This window comes from Streptomyces capoamus (genome assembly GCF_014654935.1).
GTDB lineage: Bacteria > Actinomycetota > Actinomycetes > Streptomycetales > Streptomycetaceae > Streptomyces > Streptomyces capoamus.
The window spans coordinates 278,361-290,227 of sequence record NZ_BNBF01000005.1; the positions used below are offsets into that span (position 1 = coordinate 278,361).

Annotated in this window: 12 protein-coding genes; 5 read left to right on the forward strand and 7 right to left on the reverse strand. The window is 72.4% G+C overall.

Annotated elements, in window-relative coordinates; all coding sequences use genetic code 11:
- Positions 1–165 precede the first annotated feature (165 nt).
- On the reverse strand, positions 166–1,431 hold the full coding sequence (locus IE312_RS11050) for an MFS transporter (RefSeq protein ID WP_229899512.1): 1,266 nt from the start codon (positions 1,429–1,431) through the stop codon (positions 166–168).
- Positions 1,432–1,647: 216 nt separating this feature from the next.
- Between IE312_RS11050 and IE312_RS11055 the strand changes: the two genes are divergently transcribed.
- The gene (locus tag IE312_RS11055) at positions 1,648–1,896 is read left to right on the forward strand and encodes a hypothetical protein (protein WP_189980715.1); all 249 of its coding nucleotides are present in this window, start codon (positions 1,648–1,650) and stop codon (positions 1,894–1,896) included.
- Positions 1,897–1,949: 53 nt separating this feature from the next.
- Here IE312_RS11055 and IE312_RS11060 read toward each other — a convergent pair whose 3' ends face one another.
- Both IE312_RS11060 and IE312_RS11065 read right to left on the reverse strand, forming a co-directional pair.
- The gene (locus tag IE312_RS11060) at positions 1,950–2,879 is read right to left on the reverse strand and encodes a M48 family metalloprotease (protein ID WP_189980718.1); all 930 of its coding nucleotides are present in this window, start codon (positions 2,877–2,879) and stop codon (positions 1,950–1,952) included.
- The gene (locus IE312_RS11065; RefSeq protein WP_189980719.1) at positions 2,876–3,247 is read right to left on the reverse strand and encodes a BlaI/MecI/CopY family transcriptional regulator; all 372 of its coding nucleotides are present in this window, start codon (positions 3,245–3,247) and stop codon (positions 2,876–2,878) included. The genes IE312_RS11060 and IE312_RS11065 overlap by 4 nt, the downstream gene beginning before the upstream one ends.
- Positions 3,248–3,390: 143 nt before the next feature.
- Between IE312_RS11065 and IE312_RS11070 the strand changes: the two genes are divergently transcribed.
- From IE312_RS11070 to IE312_RS11085, 4 genes are read left to right on the forward strand one after another with little or no spacing between them, the layout of a single operon-like run.
- Positions 3,391–4,059, forward strand: a complete 669-nt coding sequence (locus tag IE312_RS11070; RefSeq protein WP_189980721.1) for a DedA family protein — start codon at positions 3,391–3,393, stop codon at positions 4,057–4,059.
- Positions 4,056–4,661 (forward strand): phosphatase PAP2 family protein, encoded by a 606-nt coding sequence (locus IE312_RS11075; RefSeq protein ID WP_189980723.1) that lies wholly within the window; start codon positions 4,056–4,058, stop codon positions 4,659–4,661. Before IE312_RS11070 ends, IE312_RS11075 begins: the two co-directional genes overlap by 4 nt.
- A complete protein-coding gene (locus IE312_RS11080; protein ID WP_189980725.1) occupies positions 4,658–5,377 on the forward strand; it encodes a phosphatase PAP2 family protein in 720 nt (239 codons plus the stop codon). Before IE312_RS11075 ends, IE312_RS11080 begins: the two co-directional genes overlap by 4 nt.
- The gene (locus tag IE312_RS11085; RefSeq protein ID WP_189980727.1) at positions 5,343–6,005 is read left to right on the forward strand and encodes a response regulator transcription factor; all 663 of its coding nucleotides are present in this window, start codon (positions 5,343–5,345) and stop codon (positions 6,003–6,005) included. The genes IE312_RS11080 and IE312_RS11085 overlap by 35 nt, the downstream gene beginning before the upstream one ends.
- A 192-nt stretch (positions 6,006–6,197) precedes the next feature.
- Here IE312_RS11085 and IE312_RS11090 read toward each other — a convergent pair whose 3' ends face one another.
- The 4 genes from IE312_RS11090 to IE312_RS39565 form a co-directional block, all read right to left on the reverse strand.
- Positions 6,198–6,989, reverse strand: coding sequence for a COG4705 family protein (locus IE312_RS11090; RefSeq protein ID WP_189980729.1), 792 nt, complete (start codon positions 6,987–6,989; stop codon positions 6,198–6,200).
- Positions 6,990–7,495: 506 nt separating this feature from the next.
- Positions 7,496–9,955, reverse strand: coding sequence for a SpoIIE family protein phosphatase (locus IE312_RS11095; protein WP_189980731.1), 2,460 nt, complete (start codon positions 9,953–9,955; stop codon positions 7,496–7,498).
- Between the two features lie 211 nt (positions 9,956–10,166).
- Complete coding sequence (locus IE312_RS11100) at positions 10,167–11,270, reverse strand: AI-2E family transporter (RefSeq protein ID WP_189980733.1); 1,104 nt, start codon at positions 11,268–11,270, stop codon at positions 10,167–10,169.
- 175 nt (positions 11,271–11,445) lie between these two features.
- The coding region (locus tag IE312_RS39565) for an HdeD family acid-resistance protein (RefSeq protein WP_229899514.1) at positions 11,446–11,867 on the reverse strand (422 nt) is incomplete at its 5' end.

Genomic DNA, 11,867 nt, shown 5'->3' on the forward strand with positions numbered 1-11,867 from the left:
TCGCAAGCCCCTCATCATCCCCGTCATCATCGACGCCTGAGCCACGGCCCGGCAGCACGGTCCCGTTCCGGCCGGGGGCCGCAGCGAGGTCCGGCACGGAGTGCGGCGCCACCCTCAGCAGGCCGGGGTGGCGCCGCACTCCCCATTCCGTCGCTCCCTGCCCGGTCAGTGGGCGGGCAGGGACCGTACGGCCCGGGTGGCCCACAGCAGCACCAGCGCGGCGGCCTGGATGCCGACGACGACAACGATCAGAAGGGGGATCGAGACCTCGTACAGCGCTCCGGCCAAGGCGCCGCCCGCCAGCGCGGCCCCTCCCATGATCCCGGCGAAGACGCCGTACGCGGTGGCCCGGCGGCCAGGGGCCACGAGGTCGGCGACGGTGGCACGCAGCGTGGACTCCTGGACCCCGACCGCGGCGCCCCACACCAGCGCACCCACCACGGCGACCCCCACCGTGTCGGTGAAGGCAAGGGCCGGAACGGCGGCGGACAGCAGCGGCAGGACGACCAGGACCTGGGCGCCGAACCGATCGTACAGCCAGCCCGTGGCCAGCGCCGCCACCGCGTCCGCCCCCATGGCCGCCGCGTACAGCACCGGCACCGTCGCGGTCGGCACCAGGTGCCGGACGACCAGGTGGTAGGAGAGCACACCGAAGGTGGCGAATCCGGTCAGGGTCGCGGCGGTGAAGACCGCGTAGGCCCAGAAGGCCCGCGGCAGCTTCCTCTCCCGGGACCCGGAAACGCCCGGCTCCTCGGGCGAGTCCGGCCCCTCGGGCGCCGCGCCGACCGTCGTCTCGTAGCCCACCGGATCGGGAACCATGGCACGCAGCCAGAGCAGCAGGGCTACGGCGGCCACGCCGGGCAGCGCGAGCACCCCGAGCGCCGGGGCGTAGTCGCCGCCGGTGAGGGCGAGGACCCCGGCCACCGTGAGCGGGCCGATGAGCGCGCCGACCTGGTCCATCGCCTCGTGGACCGCGAAGCCGCGGCCCCGGCCGGTGGCGGCGGTGGCGTGCGAGAGCAGGGTGTCCTTGGCCGGGGAGCGCACGGCCTTGCCGACCCGCTCCGCGATCACCAGGGTGCAGGCCACCCACAGCACTCCGGTCAGACCGAGCACCGGGACGGTGGCCGCGGTCAGCACGTAGCCGGCGATCGTCCATGCCCAGAAGCGGCGGCTGCGGTCGGCCAGCGGTCCCGAGGCCAGACGCAGTCCGAGCGCGGCGGCCTCGCCCGCCCCCGTGACCACGCCGACCACGGCCGCGGAGGCGCCCAGATGGGCGAGCAGGGGACCGGTGACGGAACGGGCGCCCTCGTAGACGACGTCCATCAGCAGACTGACGCCCCCGAACACCAACACGAACCGCCACGCCGAGAGCCCCCGGACAGGTGGGTCCGACGGTTCGGGCGTGGGGGACGTGGTGCGGGCGGGCTTCACGCACTCCTCCCCAGAGTGTCGCGTGCCTGGCAGGCCGGAGATGGCCTCTCGGACATCGGACCACCTCCTGGGGGCGCTCTCCTCTTCGCCGTTCGAATCCGGCAGGCGCATCCTCTCTCGTCACGCGGCGGCAGTCAGGTGGGGAGGCGGGCGCAGGACGCTCTCCCGCGCCCGCCGGACATGCGTGGCGCCGTTCGCGCTCGGTCGACGCGCTCGGTGACCTGGTCGTACTCGCCCGTCTCCGCCTGGGCAGCGCTCGCGGCCGGCCGGAAGCCGCCGCACGGACTCGGCTTCGCCGACCGCGTGGTCTCCCGCCGTATCGCCGTCCTCCAGGCCGCCCCGCCTCCGCGCCTGTGGCCGTCGGCGGTGACTGTTCCGGCGCTCGGCGCCGTCACCGTGCTGCGCGCCGCCGACGCAATCGGCGACCTGCTCCGACTGCCGGCGCCGGCCCTCGCCCGAGGGTGATCACGCGGCGGGCCGGTCGCGCATCCGGCGGTGGGCCGCCGGGGCCGAACCGGTCAGGGAGCCTCCTCGCCCTGGGCGACCTCGACCTCGTGGTGGAAGTCGACGACGCCTGCCGCTCCGGCGGCGACGGACAGGACCGTGCAGAGCACGAGGAGGAACGCGGTGCGGCGGGTGGTCCGCGGGGGTGTCCGGGTGGGTGCGAGAAGTGCCGCGACGCGTTGCGGCACCGGTCCGGTCGTCGCCGCGGGTGCGAGGTCCGGTCGGGTGGAGGGGGAAGTGCTGCCGGCGAGGGCGGCGCGGGCGATGGCCGTGGCGATCAGGCGCCGGTCTCCGATGACCTCGGCGGCGGCCTCGTCGGCAGCCCGCTCGGCGGCGAACCGGATGGTGGCGCGGGTGGTGCGCAGGGCAGGGTGGCAGTGGGCGGCGAGTTCGGCGGCGGCCAGGAAGTAGTGGTGCCCGGCCCGGTTATGGGCGCGCTCATGCGCGAAGAGGGCCTCACGCTCGGCAGGTCCCAGACTGCGCAGCATGGCGGTGGTGACGACGATGCGGTGGGGCCGGCCGGGCAGGGCGTACGCGTCCGGATCGGGCGAGTCGATCACGCACAGGTCACCGGCGGCGGGGCGGCGGTCGGCCTGCGTGCGGGCGGTCCGGAAGGCGCGGGTCTGCCGGAAGGCCGAGCGTGCGAGAGTCCAGACGCTGAGGGTGAGCACCCCGGTGGCGGCCACGGCGGCGGGGAGGACGACGTAGTCCGAGGGAGTCCGCAGGGGGTGGACGAGTTCACCGAGGACGGCGAAGGCGGGGAGTTTGAGCAGTCCGGTCAGGACGAGGGCGCCGAGGGCGGCGACGCAGGTTCCCGCCAGCGCCAGGGTCGAGGCGGTGAGGACCCACAACGCGGTGGCGGGGGCCAGTCGGTCGAGGGTTCGGCGGGCCAGCGTCGGCGCGAGGAAGGGCAGGATCAGGGGGAGGAGCAGCAGAGCGGTCATCGCTCGTCACCGTCGAGGAGCCGGCGCAGGTGCTGCTCGTCACCGGGACTGAGCTGGGCGACGAAGCGGGCCAGGACCGTCTCCCGGTCGGTGTCCCGGTCGAGTTCGGTGTGCATGCGCCGGGCCGTCAGGCCGGGCGCGTCCTGGACGGGGAAGTAGGCGTAGCCGCGGCCCTGCCGCTCCCGGTCGACGATGCCCTTCTCGTGCAGACGGGTCAGTATCGTCGCCACCGTCGTCCGGGCCAGGCCGGCGCCGAGCTCGGCCCGCACCCGCCCTGGCGTGAGCGGGGCCCCGGTGGCCCACAGCGCGGCCATGACGGCGGCCTCGAGCTCGCCTGCCGGCCGCCTCTCGTCCCTCGCGTCGGTCATGGGAACGTTCCTCACTCCGCCATCGTCTACAGTTCAGTAGACCGTCTACAGAATTGTAGTCAGTTGCGGATGCCGCCGCGCCACCGTTCCGCCGCATCCGACAGTCCGGAAGAACCCGGAAGAACCATGAAGGAGCCCCGACGATGACCACAGCCGTACACCTATCGTCGCAGCTCGCCGTCAATGTGCTCGACGCGCGGTCGCTGCTGTCCGCGTTCGGTGTGCTGGGCGTGGGCGTGGTGCTGTTCGCCGAGACCGGGCTGCTGATCGGCTTCTTCCTTCCGGGCGACTCCCTGCTGTTCACGGCCGGTCTGCTGTGCACCGGCACCGCCGGGAGCGGCCTGCGGCTGTCGCTCGCCCCGCTCCTGGTCGCCGCGGCGTCGGGTGCGCTGGCCGGCTCACAGTGCGGGTACCTCCTGGGCCGTCGAGCGGGCGGCGCCCTGCTCGCCCGCAGCCGCTCGGCCCGCCTGCACCAGGGGGCGAGACGCGCGGAGGAGCTGCTGGAGCGCTACGGGTACGCGAAAGCGATCGTCCTGGCTCGCTTCGTTCCGGTGGTGCGCACGGTCCTGAACCCGATGGCGGGCGCCCTGCGGGTGCCGGTGCGCACGTTCACCCTCTGGCAGGTGACCGGTGGGCTGGTGTGGAGCCTGGGACTCACCCTGGGCGGCTACGCCCTGGGCTCCTCCGTGCCGAACGTGGACCGCTACCTGCTGCCGACGGTCGCGGTGATCGCAGGCCTGTCGCTGGTTCCGGTCGCCTCCGAGGTGTACCGCTCGCGCCGGGACGCGAAGGGCGAGGAGGCACGCGGATGATCATCGCCCTTGACGGCTCGTCGGTCGACGGCTCGGCCTACACCGCCGTGGTGAACCTCGCCCGGCGCTCCCCCGTCTGGCTGGACGACACGGTGTCGGCCTGGTCGACGTACGGGCTCGTCGTGTTCGCGGTGCTCATGGCCGTCGGCTGGTGGCACGCCCGGCGTGTGGGCGCCACGGCGTCCGTGACGGCGCTCGCCGTGCCGTTCGTCGTGGTCGCGGCCTTCGGGGCGGACGCGGTGCTCAAGCTGCTGGTGCGCGAGGACCGGCCCTGCCAGAGCCTGCGGGTGACCACGCTGGAGGCGTGTCCGGCGCCCGGCGACTGGTCCTTCCCCAGCAACCACGCGGCCATCGCCGCCGCGGCGGCCGTCGCCCTGCTGTTCGTCTCCCGCCGACTCGGCGCGGTCGCCGTGGTGGCCGCCTGCGCGATGGCCGTCTCGCGTGTCTGGGTGGGCGCCCACTACCCCCACGACGTGCTGGCCGGGGTCGTGGTGGGCGCCGTGGCCGCTCTGCTCGCCATGTCGGCACTGCGCGGGCGTGCGGAGGCCGCAGGTCTGCGGCTCGCGGCCACCCGTCTGCGTCCGCTGCTGGTGGTGTCGTGAAGCGCGGCGAGGCCGCCGAACTGGCCGGCAGCTGCGGGCTCGGAGCGTGGACGGCGTTCGGCGTGCTGACCATGGTCGTGGTGGGCCACGACGGCATACCGCTGTTCGCGGACGCCGACCTCCTCTCGTGGTCCGTCGGCCACCGGCCCGACGTGGCGGTGGCGCTCGCCCGCGGGCTGACCGACACGGGGACCGGCGCCGTCCCGTACGCGCTGGCGGTGCTGGCCGCGCTCATCGCGGGGCGCACCCCACGGCAGCGCACGCTCGCCGTGGCGCTCTGTCTGGGCTGCCTCGGTGCGGGCCAGGCGCTGCGGTACGCGGTGATGGCACTCGTCACCCGGCCGCGACCGCCCCTGACGGACTGGGCGGCGCATGCCTCGGGATGGGCGTTCCCGTCCGGTCACACCACCACGGCGGCCCTCACCGCGGGACTGCTGATCATCGCCATCCGCATACGCGGCCCGCGTGGCAGGACTGTGCTCACCCTGGTCATCGGCGGCTGGGGCGCGCTGGTCGGGCTGACCCGCGTCTACCTCGGAGTGCACTGGTTCACCGACGTCGTCGGCGGCTGGCTGTTCGCCCTGGGGTGGCTCGGCCTGTATCTGAGCGCCGTGGCCCGCTGGCTTCCCGACCGATCGGCCCCCGGCACGATGGACGTGTCACGAGAACAGAGGGAGGGCCATGCGTCAGACGATCCTGGTCGTCGAGGACGATGACGCCCTGCGTGACGTGCTGATGCGCGGACTGCGCGACGAGGATTTCGACCCCGTGCCCGCACCGGACGGTGCCACCGCCCTGCGACTTGCCACCGCCGACGTCTCAGCCGCCGTGCTCGACATCGGGCTGCCCGACGCCGACGGGAGGGACGTGTGCCAGGCGATGCGCGCCAACGGGTTCCTCTCCCCCGTCATCTTCCTGACCGCCCACCACCGGCTGACCGACCGGCTGTCCGGATTCTCGGCCGGAGGCGACGACTATCTGACGAAGCCGTTCCACCTCACCGAACTCGCGGCCCGCCTGCGGGCAGCCCTCAGACGGGCCGCACCACCGCATGCCGCCACTACGGAAGGCCTGACGCTGGACGCAGTGCGGCACGTGGTCAGCGTCCGAGGCACCCGAGTCGACCTGACACCGACCGAGTTCCGTCTCCTGGCGGCGCTCATGGCGGCTTCCGGCGGCATCGTGCGCCGTCGCGAGCTGGTCCGGGCGGCCTGGCCCGAGGGCGCCCAGGTCCACGACAACACCCTCGACCAGTATCTGACCCGCCTGCGACGCAAGCTGCGCGAGGCGGGCAGCGACCGGACGATCAGCACGGCCCGCGGGATCGGCCACCGGCTGTCATGAGCGGCGCCGACCACCGGTTGTGGCCCGCTATGACCGCCTTCCTCCACCGTCTGGCCCGCGCACCTTGCGCGGCCGGCTCGCCCCCGCGGCACTCACCACGGCCGCGCTGCTGGTGCTGCTCCTCACAGTGCTCGACACGTCGAGTCAGCCTGCCTGCCGGGTGACCACGCCGCACTCGGCGCCACCGGAGCGTCACGGCGTGACGTCGCGCTGGACGTCCTTGCGGGAGACGGCCAGGTAGCCGACGAAGCCGAGGATCGCCACCGTCCAGGACGACGTGACCGGTCCCAGGCCCAGGTCGAGTCCGCCCCTGCCGTGGCCGACGGCCATCCAGTCGGCGACGGAGGCGCCGAGCGGGCGGGTGATGACGTACGCGGCCCAGAACGCGGCGACCGCGTTCAGGCTCCCCCACCGGTGAGCGACGGCCGGGACAGCGATGGCGGCGGCGTACAGCACGGCGGAGCCCAGGTAGCCGAGGCCGATCGTGGCGGTCAGGTCGCCCGCGGCGGTGCCCAGCGCGAACGTGGCCAGCACGGCGGCCCAGTAGAAGGTCTCGCGGCGCCGGGTGTGGATGCTGTGGATGGACAGGGTGCCCTCGCTGCGGTGCCAGAGGGCGAAGACGGCGGCCAGCGCGGCCATGAAGAACGGAGTCGAGAGCGTGTACGGCACGCCGAGGCCGACGTGCAGGACATCGGCGGCCATCGTGCCGAACACGCTGACCATGACGATCGCCGTCCAGTAGATCCAGGCCACATACCGGCGGACGGCGAACTGCACCGCCAGAGCGGCCACCAGGGCGACGCCGCCGAGGCCGACAGCGGGGATCGGGCCGAGCAGATGCGCCAGGAAGTCGGACGCCGTCTCGCCCATCCCGGTGGTCAGCACCTTGATGATCCAGAAGTAGACGGTCACCTCCGGCACCTTGCTCGCCGCGTGACGGATGTGGCCCGCGGGCCGGTTGTGAGTGAGGTGATCAGCCGACATGGCAGGCACCATGACACGGTGCCCGGCCCTCGCTCCAGATCCCTTTGCCAGAGTTTTGGCGCTCCCGGTACGGGAGTTGCCCGAGGCTCAGCCGAACCTGAACGCGACCTGAACACAGAGGCCGATGCACTGGTCAGCGGGGTGCGGCCGGTGATATCGGCTGGTGTGGAGTTCGGCGTTCCGCGTCTAGAGGCCGGGTGGGGCGCGTCGGCACACCCGAACCCGGCCAGTCGGTGGGTTCGGGGTCCATGCCGTTGATGCAGCCACCGGTCCCGAGGTGCGGCTGCATGGCGGCGTGGACGTCGCGCAGCCAGTCCGGTCGGCGGTCGACGTGCGAGGGATCGGTGAACTGGTGCCCGCAGGGGTGGTACTGCACGACCCCTACGGCGGCTCAGTGCGGAAAGGCGGTCGCTCCCGGGATCCGGTCGTTGACGGCGCCCCGAGGGCGTCGATGAGCAGGCCGCCGGCCCCGCCCACGCCGGTGAACCGGCCGGCTCGTCGGCGGGTCACCGGGCGGCCGCCGTGGAGGGCAGGTCGTGTTCGGCCCAGACGACCTTGCCGTCCGTAGCGGAGCGGGAACCCCACCTCCGCGAGAGCTGTGCGACCAGGCGGAGGCCCCGGCCGTGCTCGTCGAGCGCATGGGGATGGCCGGGGCGCGGCTGGCCGGTGGAGCTGTCGGAGACCTCACATGTCAGTACCCGGTGCTGGATGAGCCGCAGACGGCTGGGGCCGTCGCCGTGGCGGACGGCGTTGGCGACCAGTTCGCTGACGATCGACTCCACGGACGTCACGAGCGACTCCAGGCCCCATTCCCTGAGCCGGCGGGCGGCCAGGTGCCGGGCCGTCGTGACGCTGACCGGTTCGTTCGGCAGGTCCCAGGAGGCAACCCGGGTGGGCTCCAGCGCACGGGTGCGGGCAAGGAGCAAGGTGACGTCGTCGGCGGGTGTGTCACTCCGCAAGGCCTCTATCACTCGCGAGCACATGTCCTCCAGGGAGGGGCCCGGCTCGGCCAGGGCGGCGCCCAGGCGGCGCAGGCCGACGTCGATGTCCTCGTCGCGGGATTCGACCAGGCCGTCGGAGTAGAAGGCGAGTGTGCTGCCCTCGGCCAGTTCCAGTTCCACCGACTCGAAGGGCACCAGACCGAGGCCGAGGCCGAGCGGAGCTCCCGGGGGCAGATCAAGAACGGTGACCCCGCCGTGCGGGCCGACGATCAAAGGCGGCGGATGCCCGGCCCGCGCCAGCGTGCACCGTCGGGTGACCGGGTCGTAGACGACGTACAGACAGGTGGCGCCCACTACCGCCGGGCCCGGGCCGGACTCGTCGGTGTCGTCGTCGTTCAGCCGCCGGACCGTGTCGTCGAGGTGTGACAGCAGTTCGTCGGGGGGCAGGTCGAGGTCCGCGAGTGTGCGCACGGCGGTGCGCAGCCTTCCCATGGTCACCGCGGCGTTGATGCCGTGTCCGACCACGTCGCCGACGACCAGGGCGACGCGGGCGCCGGACAGCTCGATCACGTCGAACCAGTCGCCTCCCACCCCGTGGTCCATGTCGACCGGTACGTAGCGCGAGGCGACCTCGACGGCAGCACCGCCCTGCACTCGACGGGGCAGCAGGTCGCGTTGCAGGGTGAGGGCAGCGGTGCGTTCGCGGGCGTACTGGAGCGCGTTGTCGAGGCAGAGCGCGGCCCGCGTGACCAGTTCCTCGGCGAGGAGCAGGTCGTCCTCCTGGAACGGCGTCTGTTCCACGGAGCGGCCGAACAGCGCCAGTCCCAGCACGCGGCGCCGCGCACGGATGGGTACCACCATCAGGGAGTGGACGCCGCTGTCGCGTACCTTCCGCACCCGCACCGGGTCGTGGTCCACCCAGGGACCGGACTGCGTGTCCAGCACGGGTTCCAGGTAGGACCGGCCCGTGCGGACGGCGGCGGCGAACGGCGAGTCCGGGTGGGCGTGGACCGCCTCTTCGCGCACCCACGGCAACTCCAGGACATCCAGGTCGACGGAGGCCACACCGGCGCGGCGCATCAACGGCGGGCGGCCGCTCGCCATGCCGCTGCGAGTCGCGGGCTCGACGCCGAACGGGACCGACTCCACCAGATCGACCAGGGCGTGGTCGGCCAGCAGGGGCACGGCGAGCTCGGCCAGTTCCTGACCGGTCCGCATCACGTCGAGGGTGGTCCCGATGTGCGTACTGGCCTCGCTGAGGATGGCGAGGCGCTCGCGCGCCCGCGTGTTCCCGGTGACGTCCACCGTCATGGAGCACACGCCCAGTGGTGTGCCGTCCGCGCCCTGGAGACAGAAGAACCAGGCCGAGAAGGCATGCTCGCGGCGCCGGTCGGTCGGCGGCCATGCCCGGTACTCGTGCACCCTCGTGGTTCCGCTCTCCAGCACCTGCCGCATCACCACCTCGAGTGCTTCGGCCTCGACGGCGGGCAGCGACTCCTTCAGGCCGTATCCGAAGCGCTGGTGCCGGGGCACGCCGTCATGACGCTCCATGTCGTCGTTCACCCATACACAGCGCAGCTGCGGGTCGTAGACGACGATGCCGATCGGTGCGCGGGCCAGGAGCGAGTCGCGCACCGGTCCGTTGGCCGTCCCCGAGGACAGGGACCCTATGTCGGTGACGGACACCAGCCACCGGATGCCGGCATCCTGCCCCCGCAGCAGCGAGACCCGAAGCGTCGTCCTGAGCATGTGGCCGTCGCGATGGCGGACCGCCGCGGTGCCCGACCAGCCACCCCGCGCACGGCACTGCCGGGCGAACGCCGCAGCCCTCCGGGGATCCTCGAGCGGCAGCATGTGGGTGACGGATCGGCCCGCCACCTCAGCGGCGGTGTACCCGACGAGCTGCTGCGCGGCCTGTGTCCACCCCGTCACGGTGCCCTCCGCATCGGTCATGGCTATCGCGGCGTCGGGCATCTCATGGGGGCCCACCAGTCCGGCTGGAGAAGTGGGGTCGGTGTTCGTCATCGCTGTTCGTCCCATCGGTGCGGTGGTGAAGAGAGCGTCCGCGCGTGGCGCGTCGGCTCTGTGTGCAGCGGTGGTGAACGGCGTTGTCCGGTGGAGCGGCACACGTGAGGACAGGACGCCAGATCCGACATTCTGCCCATTTATGATGAAATCATCAGATACGACGGTGTCAGTCGTCAAGTGCTTCACCACTGATGGAATGGTCAGGCGGTCATTCGGCGCCGCCGGTCCCCTCGGCGTTCTCGGGGCCGTTGGCCTCGCTCATCGGCAACCGAAGCGGCCGGCCCCGGCGGTGGGCCCAGAGGTCACCGAGGACGACCTGAATGATGCCGGTGACCGGGATGGCCAGCAGGGCACCGAGGATTCCGGCGACGTCAGTGGCGATCAGGATGGCCAGCAGCACGGTGAGGGGGTTGAGTCGCACCGTCCGGGACAGGACGAGCGGTTGCAACAGGTGATTCTCCGCCTGCTGATAGACGATGAAGAAGACGACGGCTCCGATGCCGGCCGGCAAGGAGTGGACGAACGCCACCGCGGAGGCGACGACAGCCCCTATGGTGGCGCCCACCAGGGGAATGAGGTCGGTCACGGCGACGAAGAGGGCCAGCAGGCCGGCGAACGGCACTCCGGAAACGAGCAGCAGGACGTAGGTCAGGAGCCCGCAGATCAAGCTGATCAGCAAGTTTCCGGTCAGGTATCCGTTGACGGTACGGGCGCACGCGGCTCCCACGCGGCGTATACGGGCCGCGGACGCCGCGTCCACGAGGGCCAGGGACCGATCTATGGCTTTGGGGCCCTCCAGGACCATCAGATAGGCCAGGACGAACACGGTGAGAGCGCCCGTCGCCGTGGTCGCGACACCGCGAACGAATTTCAAGGCGGGCGTACTCAGTCCGGTGGCGAACGCGCGGATCTGTGCCTGGTGCCGCTGGACGTACCGCAGAGCGTGCGTCCGCTCCAGCACGTGACCGACTGGCCCACGACCGGCCTGGGCGTCCCTGATCAGTCCGGGCAGACGACCGGCGAGCCGGCTTCCCTCCTGAGCCAGGGGGATGACGAACACGGCGACCACCGCGCCGACGGCCACGGCCGCGGCCAGGAAGACCAGCAAGGTCGCCACAGACCGTCGGCATCGTGACACCCGTCGCCGCAGCGCCTCGACCGCCGGATGAAGGGAGACGGCCAGCAACAGCGCGATGACCGCCCAGATCAAGACCCGCCGAGCGTGCACCACCAGCTCGAGCAGGACGAAGGTGGCGAGCACCAGGCCGATGGTGGCGAGGATGGTCCGCACCGGAACCGGACGCGACGCCATGGGCGATCAGTCCTCAGGGGCTGCAGATATGGGTTCCCCGTCGTCGACCGGGTGCCGGGCCCACCGGACGGCAGCCGCCGGGACAGGCCGTCGTCCGGTGGGCGGCCTCACTTGCCGGACGGTCTCACGGCCGTCACACCGGCTGACCCGGACGCCGCTCACCGTTTCCGCCCGATCAGTGCTGGGGGTGCGGACGCACGTGGAACCGGGGGCGCCGCTGGGCGGCCGGGCCCGACGCGAGCTGTCCGATCTCGACGCGTGTCCTGATGGCGCGGACGACCTCGGTCAGGCCCACGATGATGGCCATGACACCCACCACCAGGGTGAGGGTCGCGATCGAGGCGAACGGCATGACGATCATCACCACGCCGGCCAGAGCGCCGATGATCCCGAAGGCGACGTGCCATCCGCGGCCCGGCATGGCCGGGGCGGAGGCCGCCGCGGCCGTCTCCGTGGTGCCGCGCAGCAGCCAGCTGAAACCGACCCACAGGGCGAGCAGCAGGACCGACTCCAGGGGGCCCCGGAAGCAGATCAGTCCCAGCAGGACGGAGGCCGCGCCGGTGACGAAGTGCAGCACGCGGAGGTGCCGGGGGACGT

What these genes read in the sequence shown, in the direction of transcription:
- IE312_RS11060 (WP_189980718.1), bottom strand. Translation starts at nt 2,879, where the DNA reads ATGACCGCTCTGCTGCTCCTCCCCCTGATCCTGCCCTTCCTCGCGCCG.
- IE312_RS11065 (WP_189980719.1), bottom strand. Translation starts at nt 3,247, where the DNA reads ATGACCGACGCGAGGGACGAGAGGCGGCCGGCAGGCGAGCTCGAGGCC.
- IE312_RS11070 (WP_189980721.1), top strand. Translation starts at nt 3,391, where the DNA reads ATGACCACAGCCGTACACCTATCGTCGCAGCTCGCCGTCAATGTGCTC.
- IE312_RS11075 (WP_189980723.1), top strand. Translation starts at nt 4,056, where the DNA reads ATGATCATCGCCCTTGACGGCTCGTCGGTCGACGGCTCGGCCTACACC.
- IE312_RS11085 (WP_189980727.1), top strand. Translation starts at nt 5,343, where the DNA reads ATGCGTCAGACGATCCTGGTCGTCGAGGACGATGACGCCCTGCGTGAC.
- IE312_RS11090 (WP_189980729.1), bottom strand. Translation starts at nt 6,989, where the DNA reads ATGTCGGCTGATCACCTCACTCACAACCGGCCCGCGGGCCACATCCGT.
- IE312_RS11095 (WP_189980731.1), bottom strand. Translation starts at nt 9,955, where the DNA reads ATGACGAACACCGACCCCACTTCTCCAGCCGGACTGGTGGGCCCCCAT.
- IE312_RS11100 (WP_189980733.1), bottom strand. Translation starts at nt 11,270, where the DNA reads ATGGCGTCGCGTCCGGTTCCGGTGCGGACCATCCTCGCCACCATCGGC.